General features: G+C 35.1%; 18 protein-coding genes and 3 pseudogenes. 13 read left to right on the top strand and 8 right to left on the bottom strand.

The features are described 5' to 3' along the window. Positions 1–357: 357 nt before the first annotated feature. The 3 genes from QFZ28_RS28170 to istB form a co-directional block, all read right to left on the bottom strand. Complete coding sequence (locus QFZ28_RS28170; protein ID WP_307197911.1) at positions 358–1,230, bottom strand: tyrosine-type recombinase/integrase; 873 nt, start codon at positions 1,228–1,230, stop codon at positions 358–360. A 232-nt stretch (positions 1,231–1,462) separates the two neighbouring features. Next, a complete protein-coding gene (locus tag QFZ28_RS28175) occupies positions 1,463–2,551 on the bottom strand; it encodes a tyrosine-type recombinase/integrase (protein ID WP_307197912.1) in 1,089 nt (362 codons plus the stop codon). Between the two features lie 686 nt (positions 2,552–3,237). Then, positions 3,238–3,966, bottom strand: a complete 729-nt coding sequence (gene istB / locus QFZ28_RS28180) for an IS21-like element helper ATPase IstB (protein ID WP_307198163.1) — start codon at positions 3,964–3,966, stop codon at positions 3,238–3,240. On the opposite strand from istB, the gene QFZ28_RS28185 reads away from it, so the two are divergent. The 6 genes and pseudogenes from QFZ28_RS28185 to QFZ28_RS28210 all read left to right on the top strand — a co-directional run. Next, positions 3,930–4,751: a hypothetical protein gene (locus tag QFZ28_RS28185; protein WP_307197913.1), complete on the top strand. Its 822-nt coding sequence runs from the start codon at positions 3,930–3,932 to the stop codon at positions 4,749–4,751. The genes istB and QFZ28_RS28185 overlap by 37 nt on opposite strands. Further along, positions 4,739–5,257 (top strand): hypothetical protein, encoded by a 519-nt coding sequence (locus QFZ28_RS28190; protein WP_307197914.1) that lies wholly within the window; start codon positions 4,739–4,741, stop codon positions 5,255–5,257. The genes QFZ28_RS28185 and QFZ28_RS28190 overlap by 13 nt, the downstream gene beginning before the upstream one ends. Positions 5,258–6,249: 992 nt before the next feature. Beyond that, complete coding sequence (locus tag QFZ28_RS28195) at positions 6,250–6,834, top strand: ATP-dependent DNA ligase (protein ID WP_307197915.1); 585 nt, start codon at positions 6,250–6,252, stop codon at positions 6,832–6,834. A 68-nt stretch (positions 6,835–6,902) separates the two neighbouring features. Continuing rightward, the gene (locus tag QFZ28_RS28200; protein WP_307197916.1) at positions 6,903–7,130 is read left to right on the top strand and encodes a hypothetical protein; all 228 of its coding nucleotides are present in this window, start codon (positions 6,903–6,905) and stop codon (positions 7,128–7,130) included. A 459-nt stretch (positions 7,131–7,589) separates the two neighbouring features. Continuing rightward, positions 7,590–7,715 carry a hypothetical protein gene (locus QFZ28_RS29980; protein WP_444875324.1) on the top strand — a complete coding sequence of 42 codons (126 nt, stop codon included), beginning with the start codon at positions 7,590–7,592 and terminating at the stop codon, positions 7,713–7,715. Next, a pseudogene (locus QFZ28_RS28210) lies at positions 7,666–7,851 on the top strand (IS5/IS1182 family transposase); the annotation flags it as partial. The gene QFZ28_RS29980 and the pseudogene QFZ28_RS28210, both read left to right, overlap by 50 nt. 300 nt (positions 7,852–8,151) lie before the next feature. Here the strand turns inward: QFZ28_RS28210 and QFZ28_RS28215 are convergent. The 4 genes from QFZ28_RS28215 to QFZ28_RS28230 form a co-directional block, all read right to left on the bottom strand. Further along, positions 8,152–9,357, bottom strand: a complete 1,206-nt coding sequence (locus QFZ28_RS28215) for an Nramp family divalent metal transporter (RefSeq protein ID WP_307197919.1) — start codon at positions 9,355–9,357, stop codon at positions 8,152–8,154. 100 nt (positions 9,358–9,457) lie between these two features. Continuing rightward, positions 9,458–10,639, bottom strand: a complete 1,182-nt coding sequence (locus QFZ28_RS28220; protein WP_307197920.1) for a thiolase family protein — start codon at positions 10,637–10,639, stop codon at positions 9,458–9,460. Between the two features lie 19 nt (positions 10,640–10,658). Further along, positions 10,659–11,318, bottom strand: coding sequence for a 3-oxoacid CoA-transferase subunit B (locus QFZ28_RS28225; RefSeq protein ID WP_307197921.1), 660 nt, complete (start codon positions 11,316–11,318; stop codon positions 10,659–10,661). Continuing rightward, on the bottom strand, positions 11,315–11,974 hold the full coding sequence (locus tag QFZ28_RS28230; RefSeq protein WP_307197922.1) for a CoA transferase subunit A: 660 nt from the start codon (positions 11,972–11,974) through the stop codon (positions 11,315–11,317). Before QFZ28_RS28230 ends, QFZ28_RS28225 begins: the two co-directional genes overlap by 4 nt. Positions 11,975–12,282: 308 nt before the next feature. Between QFZ28_RS28230 and QFZ28_RS28235 the strand changes: the two genes are divergently transcribed. The 6 genes and pseudogenes from QFZ28_RS28235 to xerS all read left to right on the top strand — a co-directional run bounded on the left by QFZ28_RS28235 (position 12,283) and on the right by xerS (position 16,581). Further along, positions 12,283–13,062 (top strand): IclR family transcriptional regulator domain-containing protein, encoded by a 780-nt coding sequence (locus QFZ28_RS28235; RefSeq protein WP_307197923.1) that lies wholly within the window; start codon positions 12,283–12,285, stop codon positions 13,060–13,062. Positions 13,063–13,506: 444 nt separating this feature from the next. Beyond that, on the top strand, positions 13,507–13,929 hold the full coding sequence (gene fosM / locus QFZ28_RS28240; protein ID WP_307197924.1) for a FosM family fosfomycin resistance protein: 423 nt from the start codon (positions 13,507–13,509) through the stop codon (positions 13,927–13,929). A 16-nt stretch (positions 13,930–13,945) separates the two neighbouring features. Then, positions 13,946–14,265, top strand: a pseudogene (locus QFZ28_RS28245) (GNAT family N-acetyltransferase); the annotation flags it as partial. Between the two features lie 314 nt (positions 14,266–14,579). Next, positions 14,580–14,975 (top strand): type VII toxin-antitoxin system MntA family adenylyltransferase antitoxin, encoded by a 396-nt coding sequence (mntA, locus tag QFZ28_RS28250; RefSeq protein WP_307198164.1) that lies wholly within the window; start codon positions 14,580–14,582, stop codon positions 14,973–14,975. Next, the gene (gene hepT / locus QFZ28_RS28255) at positions 14,965–15,369 is read left to right on the top strand and encodes a type VII toxin-antitoxin system HepT family RNase toxin (protein ID WP_307197925.1); all 405 of its coding nucleotides are present in this window, start codon (positions 14,965–14,967) and stop codon (positions 15,367–15,369) included. Before mntA ends, hepT begins: the two co-directional genes overlap by 11 nt. A 96-nt stretch (positions 15,370–15,465) precedes the next feature. Beyond that, positions 15,466–16,581: a tyrosine recombinase XerS gene (xerS, locus tag QFZ28_RS28260; RefSeq protein WP_307197926.1), complete on the top strand. Its 1,116-nt coding sequence runs from the start codon at positions 15,466–15,468 to the stop codon at positions 16,579–16,581. A 764-nt stretch (positions 16,582–17,345) separates the two neighbouring features. Here xerS and QFZ28_RS28265 read toward each other — a convergent pair. Next, the gene (locus tag QFZ28_RS28265) at positions 17,346–17,468 is read right to left on the bottom strand and encodes a GapA-binding peptide SR1P (RefSeq protein ID WP_215003857.1); all 123 of its coding nucleotides are present in this window, start codon (positions 17,466–17,468) and stop codon (positions 17,346–17,348) included. Between the two features lie 229 nt (positions 17,469–17,697). On the opposite strand from QFZ28_RS28265, the pseudogene QFZ28_RS28270 reads away from it, so the two are divergent. Continuing rightward, positions 17,698–17,802: pseudogene (locus tag QFZ28_RS28270) on the top strand (cytosine permease); the annotation flags it as partial. Between the last annotated feature and the right edge of the window lie 140 nt (positions 17,803–17,942).

The following is a 17,942-nucleotide window of genomic DNA, read 5'->3' on the forward strand; positions in this document are numbered from 1 at the left end:
ATTTTTTATAGGCAGCATAATATTTTGAATATTATGCTGCTAATTTTTTTCTACAAAAACTAATGTATTAGAACTCTAGTATCTTTTATATCTCCGTCTTTTTGAGATAGCGTTAAATTCAGAATATTATAACTCTCTCTTTTTTATTTTTTTTGGGATAGAAATAGGTTTAATAATATTAAGGGGGATCACGTAGCAGCATATTAAACATGCAATGATTTAGAAAGAAATTTCCAACATCTTAAATTAAGCACAAATAATGTTGTTACAATTTGGTAATTATATAAACTTAAACTACATTGAAAAGAGAGTCATAAAAAATCTATGAAAAGCCCTTTTATCTTTTTTATTAGAACGTCATTTTTGGATCAACGTACTTTGTGTAATATATTTTAAATAATTTGAAGCTGAATTTTCCTCAATTCCAAGTTCTTTTGCAATTATTTGTAGAGGATATTGTTTTAAATACATATATAAGGCTATGGATCTACGTATTAATATCAGTGTCAAAGGTTGATGGTTTTCCCCTAGATATTCTGAAGATATCGCTCTTAAATGGTTAAGAATTGACATAACCTGAATAGGTCCCCCAGAATGTTCTCCGTGTGGTGTAGTGGTAAAGACATAATCATTTTCACTGAACATTGCTTCATCATAATACTCGCGAAAGCAGGTGGCTTCAATATCTCTTAAGGTAATTGATCTATTCTTAAGTTGTATGATAAGATAATTATCTTCGAATTCATCTAAAACATCTTCCTTCTTAAAGCGAAAATCTGCTGTCTTTAATCCCTTAACCGCTAAAAGGAAAACGGCTTTTCTCAATTTAGAATATTCATGGTTAGACAACACCTTTTCTAGAATTGAGAGTATCTCCTCATAAGTAATTATAATTGTTAGCTCCTTTTCAAGTTTCAAACGTTTAATTTTTACAGCAGGATCAAAGGGTACTTTGTTAATTTCCCAAAGGTAATGGAAAAATGTCTTTATAATCGCTAATTCTTTGTTAACCGTAGAAATGCTCTTATCTTGTTCTAGTTGTTCTTCCATGTAATTTCTAATATCAGTTGGCGAGATTTGAAAAGGCTCTTTATTTAAAGGGTAAGATTTTTTTATATACTTAAAAAAATGGTTAATAACTTTCTCATAACTTTTTACTGTCTCTAAACTGTATCCTTTATTTTCAATATGTCTAATAAATCCATAAGGCATTCTTTCATCCCCAGTCACTTATTAATATGAAGTTAACAAAAGGAGGATGTCCCTAGCTATATTAGGGTACAAACGTACCCTAATATTTTGAAAATTAATGAAAATAGGCAGCTAAGGAATAACACACCACCTTAAATAAATACAAGATATAAATAAATAAAAAAATTAAAAAATAGCCGATAATTTGCCTTTTTTTATTTTCCTTGCTATGAAACATTGTTTACGATTTTGTTAAGAAAACAAAAAGTATTTAAAACAAGTCAACTTTGTTTAAATGAAGATATGAATTATCTTGGTTGATACGTTCTAAATATATATTTGTTGTGGAAATATCTGAATGACCAGCCCAATCCTTAACTACCGCAAGAGGTACGTCGTTCTCTAACAGAAGAGTAACAAATGTGTGACGGAACCAGTGAGGCGTAACTTTTAAATTTTGTCCAGCAAGTTGTACAGCTTCCTTCACAATTTTATATAGGGTAGGGTAAGTTATTCGTTTTTTATTAACTAGAGGTTCGTTTTTATTGTATAAAGCGAAAAAAAGCGGGCTGATATCTTGCATATTAATTTCAACTGATTCTCCCATACTTTTTCGATAGTTAAATAAAATATCTTTGGTTTCTTTTCTTATAGGGATAGATCGTGGTTTATTCCCTTTACCAATGACATCTGCAAATAAATACCCTTTTGGATTATAACGAAAACTTCCCCAATTCAAGCTTAAAAGCTCACTTGCACGTAGCCCCGTTGTATAGAGGAGGTAGCCAATCAGTAGATTTCGTTTTTCCAATTGTTCTTGATTTCGTGTAGATTTCACAATTTTAGGAAAGAACGAGATAAGAAATTCTGCATCCTGCTGATTCAATTCCCTCACTTGAACACGGGTTTGTGCTTCTTCGTGACGAGTTTCTTCTATTATATAGTGTCCTTTTTTTGATACCGGTTTAGAGATCCAAGTAGAAAGGTGCGCTTTGTAAAATTGTGTTTCATAACCAAAGTCCAATAATCTTCTGAAAAACTCCAGTTTTCGTATGGCTGATTTAGCTGCATAATTTTCTTTGATAAATTTGTTATAGGCTTTTACTTCTGGAAAGCCAATATCCCGAAAAGAAAGGGAATGGTTGGTTAAAAAAGTGAGCAGAGTTTTTGCATCCGAACGGTATGCTTTGACCGTATGAGGGGAAAGCTGCTTATCTTGTGGAAATACTTTCTCTAGAAAAAACAATTCCAGAAAATCCTGTTCGGAACTATTCGCGAGAGAAAGGTTTCTATTTTCGTCAAGTAGATGCCGATCTTTTAGATGCTCTTGTAAATTAGCTAAATACTGTTTATCTATCAAGTTATTAAGAAGCGTCAAGTCATTCATTTTTTGACCTCCTAAGAATTAGTTTAAAATAATTTAATTATGTATAGTAAAGATAACTCCTACTTATCTTTACTTATATTTTATCATAGAATATGTGTTCTATCTATGTTCTTCCTCAGGATTTATTATTAAAAAAGGGACAAAAAACATCTTGAACACTAGTAGCAAAAAAATGAAGTGTTGGCTGTCTGAGATTCGCTCTCAGACGAAATTAAATTGCAGTTTCTATATAATTACCCATTCATTTAATTACAGAGTTACTCTGGAACAACAATCAAATTTTATATATGAACGAAAAACGAAATATTTGTTAATGAATCCAATTTTAAACCATACATTAGAAAATAATTAAAAACTGCGGCTAAGAAGACAAATTTGTTAAAGAGTGTCATAGTATTCAAGCAGCTACAAGCTGGCTTAAACAGGATAGAGTGGGATAAAGTGAAAAGTACTCTGCAATAGGTTAATTTAATAAGGGATGAAACAAGAAGGCCCATCTTTCACGGTTATTTGTATTTATCTAAAGATAGGTATTTGTTAATTGGACCATAATCTTTTATAGAAACATTACTATTATAGAAGAAGACTTGAAAACTTGCTGTAACCGTCAAGTAGAAATCAACAGTTTTTAATAATTAAGATTAAACAGTTTCCATCAATTAAGATTCAACACTTTGATTATTAAATAATGCTTTTCTGTATTTCATTCTGATACTGTCCTGTTCTTCGCTGAAAGTCAAAATTTCACTCCGATGTAAAAGACGATCCAATATTGCCGTCGTAAGTGTCGTATCTCCAAGGAATTTTCCCCATTCTCCAGGACCTTTGTTGGATGTAAGGATAAATGCAGCTTTATCATACATCTCATAAATGAACTGAAAGAACAAATGGGCATCCTGCGGTTCATATGCCATATACATGACATCATCGATGATAATCAAATCAGATTTGGTGATACGGTTGTACCTCGTCTTGGATTTACTGATATACTCTCTTGATTTCAATACATAAATCAAACGATCCATTGATATAAAAGAAACCTGGTATCCACGCTCGATAGCGTGAATACCCAGGGCAGTTGAAAGAAAAGTCTTCCCCACACCCGTTGGTCCCATCATAATTAAGGTGAAACATTCGTCAACCCATGATAATTGTTTTAATATATTCAGTTGTTTTTCTCCAATCGCGGTCTGTTCTTCAATGCGAAAGTTCTCAAATGTCAAAGCCTCTGGAAACTCCGCCCATTTCATTAGCCTTTCACTGTTTTTCCTTTCCCTACAACGCATTTCATGACTAAGGAACTCATGGATGAACTCATGATATGTCCATCCTTTTGCTTCTGCTTCCCTAGATGGCTGAGTGGACAGAAGTTTCGGTTGTTGAAAAATTAACGAATCATATTAAAAAATATGATTATACGTTTACACTAGACCATGCAGACCAACAGTCTGAACAGCATCATGAGCTTATTGAGCATTTCTCCACGAGCAATAATCCGTTCTTAAAAAAAATTCTCTTTGTTTTGCTAAAGTGGTATAACGATAATGTCATATATTCACGGAAGCGATCAATGCTATTAATGAAGGAATTAGCGGATGATTTTAAAGACAGTCAGTCCTTACATCAAAAAATTGAAACCTATTTTAAACGAAATGATGATGTCTATTTGCTGGAAAAGACTGTGGCCCGGAAGGAACGATTAAAGGATTGGTTTAAAATTTTTTATGTCCAAGAGGAGGGGCAGGACGACAAGCCTCGACAATTAACCACTTTTAAAAGTTTAAAAATAACTGTCAGCCGTTTTTTGGAAAGTTACAATAACGACATAAGCTTAAATTTAATAAATGGGTTTATTTGTTTGGCAAATGATGAATTCGATTCAATTGACGGGCGAGAACGGATGGCGCCGGCAATTCGAGACATTGCCAGACTGGAGCCGGAGCAGCGGGAGGAAATGCTGGCGTCTATTTTATCAACAGCAGATGACTTTTTAACCATTGAACAAAGAAATCAGTTAAGTGAAGTGTTGGTTACAAACGGGTTTGATTTAATGGAGGATTTGAAACAAATCCATTTAGGTCTTGAGGATTCATTTAGTTATGGCAGCATGATTAAATCGCTACATTCTACTATTAGAGAGCAGGCATACGGAGGATACCCATGGGAAGCATAGACCATATTGAGCAGCTGGAAACATACATTAAAGACCTTGGCGATGAAATAAAGAATGTAAAAAAGGCATCGGATTATCTAAAATTAATTGAGCAGTTTCAGGATGAAGTGAGAAGGACTTCAACAACATTAACACAATCAGAAGCAAAGCTACAGCTTATTCAAGGCATTGTGGAAAGTAAGTTAGCATTATTCCAAGCGACCGCCAATAATATTGATTCAAAACAGCAATCCATTGAGCAATCACAAAGTAATATCATTGCTGGATTAGCGGAATTAAAGCAATTTCTGGAAAAAAGTGAAAAGGGAATGATCTCTTCTTTTATAGAAATTAACAAGCTAATGAACGAAACGCAAAGTTCTGTGATTTCAGAGCTTAAAACTGTTAAGGATGAGAATGAAGCACAAATAAAAATGCTAACGAAAACGAATAAAATATTTTTCAGAGTCAATTTGACATTTGTCATTATTGTAGTAGGTATGTTGATTTTTTTGTTGGGGAGATAGGGGAACAAGCCTTGAAGAATACCCAGCAAGTTGCCTCAAATGACAGACCGGAAAACCGTCTATATTAATGTAGAGATCGAGGGAAATCATAACTTTGACTTGATTAATAAAGGTAAGACCGGAGAAGTGTTGAAACAAGTGAATGCATTTATAATACAATTATTTTTGCCTATCAATAAATTTAAATTTTTTTGTAAGAAGCGCCGTCTGAAAATAGACGGTTTTTTTAGTGATAATTTTTGATGTTTTCCCAAGGTGATATTCTCCATTTAAAGGTAAAAGGTATGATAAAATAAAACTAGTGGATTTGACATATATACTAGTGATTTAAATAGAAAAATACTAGTGATTATATCTTATAAAACTCATTTGAAGTTGATTTGGCGGGGGTTAAACTGCTTTAGATGATAAGAAGATAATCATAAAAAAGGACGTCCAGTCTTCAAAACTGCTTGAGACCTGCGTGCCAGGTCTGGTGGGTTCGATTCCCACGCAGTCCCGCCAACGTGTGTGCAAGGGAGCATGGATTCTCTTCCAATTAATGTCACATTTGTATTTACGACTCTCTACAAGTGCTAACAAATGCTTATATATCAATACTTGTGTCAATGTAAGGCAGTCGGAACAAAGAATGACCATAATTGGTTTTGAAAAATCAGTGTAAAATTACACTGACTATCACAGTAACGAATCTCTTATGTGTGTATAAGTAGATATTAATGCGTATTGCATTTACTTGTCCAAATAGCCGACAATTATTACCAAAGGGACGCGGTAAGATTGGCGGCTATGACACGACAAAATATCACCTTAGAACCGGATGTGCTTGATGAGTTATATAAATATGCAGCCAAAAAGGGAATAAAGTTATCTCCCTAGGTAAATGCAAAAATGAAGGAATTCATCGAGGAAGAAAAGATGATTGAAGAATATCGGCCGCAGAGAAAGCGGTCATGAAAATGGGTGCTTTTTGTTGTAATAAATACCATTAAATGGAAATAATAGACTTTGAAGCCATTATGGAAAGGTTTATGTCTAGTAAAACAGATCATAAAATTCAATACTGTATATTTGATATTATTTATTTTAGAGGCAAAAAGGTAACTCAGTACCCTTTGGTTGAAAAGAAAGCGCTTATTGATTCTATTATAGAGCCAACAGAGGCTGTTACCAAGGTTCAATGGATGATGTATGGCAGAAAGGCTTACTTTAATTTAGTAAAGCAGAACGAGCTTGAGGGAGTTGTCTTAAAACGTGCCTATTCCACTTACCAAATGAATAAGAGATCTTATGATTGTTTAAAAGTTATTAACTACCAATACACCGATGCTTACGTAACTGGAATGAGGAAAGGTGATTTTGGATTGCTTCTATCTGTTGAGGAAGATGGGGTGCTAAAACCAGGTGGGATTATGGAGTTTATGAGGCTAGCTGCCAAGAAACAGTTTTATCTACAATCTTCAGAATTAATTGTTGATGAAAACAAAAAATTTATATTCTTGGATTCCAAAATAAAATGTCGTGTTAAGTTCAGAAATTACACAGGCTGGTTTATTAAGGATCCCGTCTTTTGTTGAATATATATCATAAATTTGGTGAAAAATATCTCCTATTATCGAAAGTTTACGGTCAAGGAGAGAATATAATGAAAATCGATATTAATTTGATAAGGGAAACAGAACGATTTCATTATGATGATCCTACATGTGGTATCCTAATTGATACCTTCCGTAATGGAAGTCACTGGCATGCAGTGGCTATTGCAGAAAATGCAGAGTGGTATTGTCATAATGGATTTGGAGACACAAAAGAGCAAGCAGTAGAAGAAGCCATTTTAGGCGTATTAAACCTTGTTAGAAATAGGGATTTATAGGTAAATGCAAGCATCCTTCAGGGGTGCTTTTTTATTTCGATTTAAAAGATTTGTGAGAAGTAAATATTAATAAATGGTCTATAAGAAAAGTCCTTCATAATACCTATTTAATATGGTACTTTTTCCATGAGGAGTTGAGACAACCTGAATATACAAACAATCCCTTTTAACAAGTTTCTAACTAAAGACCAAAAAGGTAATAGAGTGGAATTGGAGGTTACTCTTGACCTTAGGTGGTTGAGGAGAGGATTTATTGTGTTTATAGTTGTTGGTGGAATATTTTTATTTCCGCAAAATGTTTCTTAACATCCATTGATATTATCCCTTCTGTGTAGACAGTATGAAAATAAACCATACTGCATACAGGAGGGATTTATTTTGGCAAAAAAAGGACAAAAATTCTTAAATTATTCTTTTGAGTTCAAACTTTCGGCAGTAAATGAGTATTTAAAAGATGAAATGGGTTATAAAGCCATAAATAAGATGCTTGGTTTACCTGACCACACTTATATTCGTCGTTGGGTAAAAAATTATTCAGGAAACAGAGGAGTTCAAGGAGTTAGCGAAAAACAGGTATATGATTGAGGCTAAAAACGCTGTGCTAAAGAATCGCCATGGTTTTAAAAAAAGTCATTCCCATGGTCTTTTAGGTATGCACATACAAAGTGCAACAACGATCTTCGTAGTGGATATGAAACGAATCATCACGTTAATGGGTTAGTAATAACACATTATTTAACCCTTCAAGACCCAAAACACGAAAAAAAAGATTAGGGAATGTTCAAAATCATCCCCTAATCTTTTTTATTTCATTGCGGTAATTTTAAAATGCTTATATTTTCAGCAGTCTCACTAGGATCTTCTTAATTTTTTATCGAATGAGTATTTATAAGGCTTTATAGTTTTTCATTTCGTTGTAGAGCAATTTTTTGAAAAATATCACTTTTGTATAAAAAAGACTGCAGACAACTTGTCGGTAATCGACTTTGTCTGCAGCCTATAAAACATCTATTAAGGAGTGTTATCCTCCAAAAACATTAACTAGTTGATTGATGCAAAGGAAGGCAAAGAGAACAAGACATCCAACCAGTACCAGATTTGCAATCAGTTTATTACGATATTCTTCGATGACTGATTTTGAGTTCAGCAAAATCAGCAGGGAGATGGCTAAGAATGGCATAAACAATGCACCAAGAGCACCATATAGAATAATTAATTCTACCGGTTTACCAAAGAACATTAAGATCATTGGCGGGAAGGTAAGCCATGCTAGATAAAAACGGTAAGCTGGTTCTTTTTCAGAGATATACTGGATACCTTCCTCTTTCTTTTTGCGAATGGTTTTAATAAAATCGGCAAATAGGTACGGTACACCATTCCAAACCCCAAGAAGGGAAGTATAAGCTGCAGACCAAAAGGCGACTAGGAACATCCAGCGCATTGGTGTACCGAATTCTTCACCGAGCATATTCGCAAGCGTAATTAAACCTTGGTCATCTCGGATACTGACACCGCTACCGGCAAGAAACTGCGCACCAATGATTAAACCTGCCATAGTAAAAATCGCAGTAAGGGTATATGCGACTTTTGAATCTAATCGCATAGTAGAAATCCATTTACTTCCTATCCAACCTTTTTCACTAAGCCAATAGCCGTAGGATGCCATAGTAATCGTACCCCCGACTCCGCCAATTAAACCTAACATAAGCATGAAGGACCCCTCAGGGACACGTGGAGCAAAACCACCAGCAAATTCACCAAAACTTGGCAGGAATAGGATAGCAGTACCAATGATTGTGAGGAACATAATCCCGATTAATGCGGTCATAACACGTTCAAACAATAGATAACGACCAGACCAAACAAGTAAGAAGCCACCAATTGCATGGATGATTGCCCAAGCCCATAGAGGCATGATTGGGAACAATGCATGCATCGCCATACCAGAGGTAGATGCAGCAGCTGCGCCATAGACAAAGCCCCAAATGATCGAATAAACCCCGAAATAGCCAGTTGCCCATTTGCCTAACTTATGCCAACCATCGAGGATGGTGTGACCAGTAGCTAGGTACCAGCGGCCAACACCTTCATTCATGAAATATTTCAAAATAGCTCCAATAACGATCGCCCATACAAATGTCATACCAAACTGGGTTCCAATGACCAGGGAAGTAACTAAGTCTGCCGTTCCAACCCCTGTTGCAGCAACAATTAGTCCTGGTCCCATATGCTTCACCTTTTCCTTCAATGTAGAAGGGAGGAGTAATTTGTTTATTTGTTTGAGTTTCCATGTGAAAAACCCCCCTTAAATGTTATAGAAAAATCGATTAAACAGATTCCAGCAAAATAGCCATCCCTTGTCCACCGCCGACACATAATGTCGCGATCCCAAATTGTTCCTGCCTGCTGTTCATTTCATGAATAAGTTTTGTCAAAATAACTGCTCCCGTCGCCCCGAGTGGATGACCAAGCGCAATCGCACCACCATTAACATTCACCTTGTCCATATCCATATTTAATTCGCGGATGACAGCAATTGACTGGGAAGCGAAGGCTTCATTTAATTCAACAAGGTCAATATCGTTCATTTGCAGTCCGGTTTTTTCTAATAGTTTAGTAACAGCTGGAACCGGACCGATACCCATGTAGCGAGGATCTACTCCTGCTGTCGACCAGTCTTTAACTTTTGCAAGTGGTTTGAGACCTAATGTTAACGCTTTCTCTTTTGTCATTAAAACGATGGCGCTTGCCCCGTCATTTCGACCACATGCATTCCCAGCAGTAACCGTCCCATCATTTTTGAAAACCGGCTTTAAGCCTGCCAATTTTTCTAATGTTGTTTCACGCATATGCTCGTCTTTTGCAAACAAAGTAGTTTCTTTTTTCATTTCCACTTCAACTGGGACAATTTGTAAATTGAATTTTCCGTTTTCCCAAGCTAATTTCGCACGTTTTTGGCTTTCGAGTGCAAAGGCGTCTTGGTCCTCTCGTGATATTCCGTATTTTTCAGCAACGTTTTCTGCTGTCATGCCCATCCCTAAGTCCTTTCCATACAATTCCATCGGTTGCTGCCCGTTTTCAAGATTGGAATCAACCAGATAGGGATTGCCTTCACCAAAGCGGGAATTACGTACGTAAATTGGCGCTCGGCTCATATTTTCCGTACCACCTGCAATCACAATTTCATTTGGATGGAAGGCGAGATGCTGGACTCCTGAAACAACAGCCTGCATGCCTGAAGCACAAAGGCGATTTACTGTATAAGCAGTAGCAGCATCAGCGATGCCTGCCCTTAGTCCAGCAACGCGTGCTACATTTGAAGATTCTGTCGCTTGCCGAACTTCACCTAAAATGATTTCATTGATATGATCGGATGGAATGCCAGTTGTTTGAAGAGCGTCTTTTAGAACGGCTGCTCCCAAATCTCCAGAATTTACTGTTTTTAATGAACCGCCAAACTTTCCTATAGCTGTTCGTTTGGCGCTGACTATTACATACTCTTGAACCATAAAATATTTCTCCTTTCAATTAGCTAATCTGATAGGTTTTTAGAGAAGGGGAAATGGTATATTCAGCAGGAGTGATTTCTTTTAGTTTTTCTGGTGATATCTCTTCCGCTAATTCTTCAAGTACCATTTTTCCATCAATAAAAGAGAAAACCGCATATTCAGTAATCAGCATGCTCACTACGCCTTTTGCCGTAATTGGATATTCGCAGCTTTTAAGAATTTTCGCTTCTCCGTTCTTCGTGCAATGTTGGGTGGTTACAATCACTTTCTTCGCGCCTGCAACTAAGTCCATCGCTCCGCCAACCCCAAGAATATCTTTTCCTGGAATCGCCCAGTTTGCGATGTCTCCGTTTCCTGCTACTTGTAAAGCTCCAAGAATGGCGATATCGACATGACTCCCACGAATCATCCCAAAGGATTCTGACGAAGAGAAATAAGAGGCACCCGTTTTAGCTGTAACAGGCAACTTGCCTGCATTGATAATTTCCGGGTCAACTTCGTTTTCACGAGGGGTGGGACCAACCCCAAGCAGACCGTTTTCTGTATGCAAGAAAACTTCTTTGTCATTTTGCAAGTAATCAGCAACAAGGGTTGGAATCCCAATACCAAGATTGACAATGGCTCCATCACTAATTTCCTTTGCTGCCCGCATTGCGATTTTTTGTTTTATGTTCTTCACAATTTTCCACCCTTTACGATAAAATCGACAAATAAATGAGGAATAACAATCTGTTCTGGATCCAGCTCGCCAGTTTCCACGATTTCTTCAGTTTCCACAATTGTGATTTTCCCTGCTTTAGCCATATCAGGATTAAAATTACGAGCTGTTTTTGAGAAAATGAGATTTCCTAATTTATCGGCTTTCTTTGCCTTAATCAGCGAAACGTCAGGAAGGAGTGGGTATTCCAGCACATACTCTTCTCCATTTATCAAGCGTGATTCCTTATTCTCAGCCAGTAAGGTTCCGGCTGAAGTTTTTGTGTAAAATCCACCAATTCCAGCTCCACCAGCACGAAGTCGTTCAGAAAGCGTTCCCTGTGGTACGAGATCGACTTTGAGCTTTCCTTTATTTACATAACGAACAGCGTCGATATTACTAGTAAAGTAGGAACCAATTGCTTTGACGATTTTATTTTGTAGCAGGATTTTGCCAAGCCCTTTCCCACCAGGTTCGCCTAAGTTGTTACTAATGACAGTTAATCCGGAAACGGGATGATCGGCAAGAGCATTTACTAGCATAAGCGGACAGCCGACCAATCCGAACCCACCAACAGCGATTGTATCCCCGTTCTTGATTTGAGAAATCGCTTCCTTAGCAGATACAATTTTATTCAAGGTATATCCTCCTTTTTTATACTGAAGGGAAAGAAATCCCTTACATTTAATGGGTAAATAAGAACATCTAACCTTACATTTAATATCTAATGGAGTTCTACGTTTTAAATTCTAGGAGCTAGATATCCCCAAGCAATACAGATTGCTATTATTTCTTATTTGTATTACACTATGCGTACAATATTACGAATAGTGTAATTTGTACGTTTATTATAATCGTAATCTAAACAACTATCAACACAATTTAAAGATTTTTTTGAAAATTATTATTTTCGTAAAATAAATAAATCTAAAGGAGAATATAAACAATGAGTGAAAAAAGGTCCTCTAATTATTTTGTAAATTCTGTTGCAAAGGGGTTTGAAGTGTTAAAAGCATTCGATTCTAGTTCTACTTTTTTATCATTAAGCGATTTGGAGAAAAAAACCGGAATCAACAAGGCGACAGCTAGGAGATTCGCTCTAACGTTGGTAGATCTTGGATATTTAAAGCTGCAGGATAATAAATTCTGCCTAAGTCCAAAGGTATTGGATTTTGGAGCACATTATCTAGAATCCTTAACTCTTCCAAATCTGGCTTATCCAATCCTTGAGTCAATCGCATCTAAAGTCACGGAATCAACGAATCTTGCCGTATTGGATGAAGCAGAGATTGTCTATGTTTCAAGGGTGAATGCGGCGAAGCAAATCATTGGGGCGAATTTACGAGTGGGTTCAAGGCTACCTTATTTTGCAACTTCCTTAGGAAAAGCGCTTGTCGCCTGGCTTTCTGAAGAAGAAAGAAGGAGAATATGGGATTCTGCCAAGATTGAAGCTTTTACAGACAAAACGATAACAGACTTTGACCAGTTTGAAGCACATCTAAAAATTTGTCGTGAACAAGGATACGCTGAAGGAAATGGCGAACTGGAAATTGGGTTAAGATCGATTGCTGTACCTATTTTCTCATGGAAAGATGAGCCAATTGCGGCTATGAATATTTCCACGAATACTATAAGATCAACAGAAGAAAAAATAATGCAGGAGTACTTACCAGCTCTCTTAGAAGGTGCATATGAGCTGAACAAGCTGATCAGATATCAGTCATAAACAGTTAGTTAGTTGATTCATTACCGAATTATCCGTCCCGGACCTAATTCGATTCGGAAATTTTTGTGTTTTTTAATGATTATGTCCATTTGTTCAATTTTTCTCTAAATTTTATAAGAATATGGAACAATAGCTAAGCGGGTACTGTTCATATCTCTTAGCATTTTTATATAATCAGGTGAAAAGATACCTTGTGTAGCTTTGAAAAAAAAATGAACCGTTATTATAACAAAGTTAAACTGTTTGGAAAAATTGTACTGTTCACCCCTTTGGATATGGTTAACTATAGGAGTGTTTTTAAATTGAAAGGAAATGAACATCTGAATTAAAATGTGGATTAAGGAACTATTCAGTGACAATAGACTTATTCTGTTATACCAGCTAATAGGAGCTTATTGTTTAATTCAAGAAAAGGGCGCCTTTCTGCAGGAATGAGGTGATGTAGTGACTGTTAAAGGTCTGAATCATTTTTTATTTTCAGTTTCTAATTTAGAAAATTCAATTGAGTTTTATCAAAGTGTTTTTAATGCAAAGCTATTAGTTAAAGGGAAATGCACAGCCTATTTTGACCTAAATTGTATGTGGCTTGCTCTAAATGAAGAAAAAGACATTCCTCGTAATGAGTTAAGCCATTCATACACACATATAGCTTTTTCAATAGAAGAAGCAGACTTTTTAAAAATGTACGAAAAACTGAAGGAGTTAAATGTGAACATTCTTTCAGGTCGCCCAAGAGATAAAAAAGATAAAAATTCTATTTACTTCACTGATCCTGATGGTCATAAGTTCGAATTTCATACAGGTACATTACAAGATAGATTAGATTATTATAGACACGATAAAAACCATATGAAATTTTACAAATGATGTGGTGGTGTACATTATGGACGTTATTTTAGAGAAAGCTACAAATGATGATGCACAATCTATTTTTGATATGCAAGTTAAGGCTTTTATGCCACTGTTAGAAAAATATAAGGATTATGATACAAATCCAGCAAATGAAACCATTGATAGAGTTTTTACAAGAATAAATAACCCTAATGGTGGGTTTTACAAAATATTAGTTGATAATATCCTTGTAGGTGCTATTTGTGTAGTCTGGAAAGAGAGAGTACATTGGATAAGCCCAATGTTTATTCTTCCTAAATACCAAGGTAAAGGTTATTTTATAAAATAATTATTTTAATGAAGAGCATGTTTTGAAAAAAGATTTAATCAAATCATGCTCTTCTCAATTAATCTTACTAATTAGCCTAGTATAAGAATGAGTAGAATAAAATTTAGTTTAGACTTTTTTGTACCAAAACAATGATAGTAGAAGGAGTTTAGACTTTTTTGTCTTATCAGTTTAGAAATTTTTGTCCTTGTAAAAGGGAAGACCAATTCTTTCTAAGGTTTATTTTTTTCACTTAAACTATTCGTATAATACTAATTTTACGAATAATATGACAAACATAAAAACATTTGTTATAATAAAAGAAAAATATGGAGGTTTTTAGACATTGAGTAAAAATATGGAACGAATCATTGTCGATATTTTAAGTGAAAAAGTGTCTCCATTTTTAATAATATTATTTGGATCTACTGCTAAAGGAAACATACATAAAGATAGTGACATTGATATTGCCTTTCTAAGTGATGATAAAGAATTAGACAAATATGAATTATTTATGATCGCCCAAGAGATAGCATCAGAGCTTAATCGGGATGTTGACCTTATTGACCTAAACCAAGCAAGTACAGTATTCCAAGCTCAAGTTGTCCATACTGGAAAAGTAATTCATTGTACAGATGAGCAGAAAAAAGCTCTATATGAACTAAAAACCTTTAAAATGTATGCAAAATTGAATGAAGAGCGTACTCCTATATTGAAAAATGTAGATGAAAGTGGGTCTATATATGAAAAATGATGTTATTTTAAATAAAGTGAGTATAATTGAACGTTGCATTAAACGTATTCATGATGAATATGCAAATAATCCAGAACACTTAAACAACTTTACAAAACAAGACTCTATTGTCTTAAACTTGCAACGAGCATGTGAAGCGAGTATTGATCTTGCAATGCATATTGTTGCAGAGAAAAAACTAGGGCTTCCACAAAATAGCCGGGATGGATTTTCCTTTTTAGAAGAAGAAGGTATTATCCCCCCTTCTCTCGCTAAAAAAATGAAAGCGATGGTGGGCTTCAGGAACATTGCTGTTCATGATTATCAAGAAATCAACTTAGTAATTTTACAAAAGATTCTAGAAAACCATTTAGTGGACTTTATGCAATTTACAAGAACCATTCTATTATACTAATTTAAGTTACCATAAAAAAATTATGTAAACTACTATTCGTAAAAAATGTATTATACGAACATTCGTTTTTATTTTTATCTACATGAGGTGTAATTAATGGCCATTTCTAAACAACATGAATACTATGAGAAAAAATTAGAAGCTTTACTTAATGAAATGCCTGATTATGTTGCAGAATATGTGGACGCGAAACAAGATATCCGCTCCCCCATAACCCTTTTTAATTATGTTCGCGATTACCGAGAATTTTTTAATTGGTTAGTGGCTGAAGGTATCGCAAAATGTGAACGAATCAATGATATTTCACCAGATTTACTTGCGAATTTATCTTTGGATGAAGCAAGGAACTATTTTAAATTTATTGGTAGAAAAAAGTACAAGGTATCAAAAAAAGACGATGAGACAAAGAAGATTGATCCCAAAACAGTTAATCGTCATAAGTCCTCCCTCCGCTCCTTATTTAAGTACCTAACCATTGAGGCAGAATTAGAAAATAAAGAGCCCTACTTCCATCGTAACGTAATGCAAAAGATCGAAGTAACGAAAGTGTCAGAGACTTTTAATGAGCGGGCTAAAAATCTTACTGATAAGATTTTTATCGATAACAAAGACTTGGATTTCTTGGATTATATTAAAGGTGAATATATAGACTCCCTCTCCCTTACTGAGAAAAATTACTTCCATCGGGATAAGGAACGTAATATAAGTATCCTTTCCCTATTTCTCGGAACCGGTATTCGCGTGAATGAATTATCCAATCTTCGAATTAAAGATATTGATTTTACTTCAAAAGAAATTAGTGTTATCCGAAAAGGAAATAAAAAAGATACTGTGTCAGTTACGCCCTCCAGCCTAGAAGATCTGCGAAAGTATTTATCAGTTAGGCAGGAAAAATACAGAGCTGGTGACGGTGAAAATGAGTATGTATATGTAAAACTTTTTAAAAATAAGGTGCAGCCTCTTACCAACCGCGCGATTGAAAATATTGTTTACAAATTCACCAAATCGTTTGATAAAAGAATGTCTCCACATAAGTTGAGACATACATATGCTACCAACTTAGCAGAGCAAACCAATGGGGATATCCCATTAATCATGTCCCAACTTGGTCATACATCTTCAGATATTTCCTTACTTTACATTAACACTAGTAGGGAAAAAGCAAGACGTGCTGCGGAACTCTTGGATAAGCGTCGGGAAAATAAATCTTAGGGGAAAAGGGATAAAAAATCTCTCTCTTTTTTAGTTTAGTTTAAACTATTCATTAAAGAAGGATTTAACGCAAAGTTAATTAAGTAAAAAAGAGAGAAAATACTCTTCTCCCTCTAACGTGTTCAAGAACAAAAAAGATTGTACAAAACTGAAAAAAATTTGGCATATCTAATTATAGTAATTTCTTCTTTTCTAAGGTAAATCAGCTTTATTTTTATATATCTTTATAAACGGAAACGGGGATCAGCCAGAGCAATGCAGTTACATACAATACTCAAGTACAAGAGTATTAGATAAAATAGAAATATCCGATTTTCCTCTATCTTTAAAGCGACATTACCCCTTTTCATTGACCTTATTTTCCTTCCGCTGTTTCCCTCCCCACCCATTAAAGTTAACTTGTAACTTTTGAAAGCATCATGAAGTCCAGGCAAGGATTTTTTTGCGTTATTTGGACGGAAGTTTTCTCTCAAAAAGTTAAATCAAAGTCAACTTGAACAGTGGATCTCCCCTTCCAAGTTATATCAAGGCTTATTTACCGATTAGAAGTATTAAGGTGAAATCAATTATGTAATAAAAAACAAAATTATTTTCGCTCCCATGAAAATTCAAAAAGCCAAAAAAAGAGCATAACAAAATAGACTCAGAAGTTACATATTTGGTTATTATCCTAAGAAAAAATACCATATATTGATGATTTATTAACTCTAAAAGCCGTTCTCAACATTTGAGAACGGCTTTTATAGTATTGATTTATGTTTGAATTATTTAGAAGTCTTCTTTTGTTTTTTATCACAGCAAGTGCATTGTCCGTATAAAGTTGATACTTTCTCATTCTCAAAATGATCAATTGTGTTATTGCAAATTTGGCAAATGATAGTTCCCATTAGAAAAACTCCCTTTTGTTTGAATTTTATAAGATAGACAATTCTAATTTCTTTAAATGTAAGCGTTTTTTATTCGTTAATATTATAATAGTATGTCACATTTAGTTTGTCAATCATAAATTGTATAACACATTATAAGGGATAATGTCGTTTGTTAGGGAAAGATAATACAGATAAATTGAGTAGTGAGTAGGAGAGTTAACCCTGCTTTTTACTAGTACATTCCGCAGAAGAGAGGTTCGGGAAAGCTCGCGATTTATTTCCTATTTGGTTTGGTGCAAATATGCACATCACAACTCTTGTGACAGGAGCATTACCAATTGCGTTAGGTCTTATGATACCTAGCCTTATATGAAGTTTGTGTTCCTCAGACCGGAGGTTTGCCGCTCGCTTCCTTCAGATTACGGGTCACCCACGGACACCCTTGCGTTAAGCTAACCATTACTACTGCCTCCATGGTTCGGGACTTTCACC

Origin of the sequence: Neobacillus niacini, from assembly GCF_030817695.1 — a bacterium.
Lineage (GTDB): Bacteria > Bacillota > Bacilli > Bacillales > Cytobacillaceae > Neobacillus > Neobacillus niacini_F.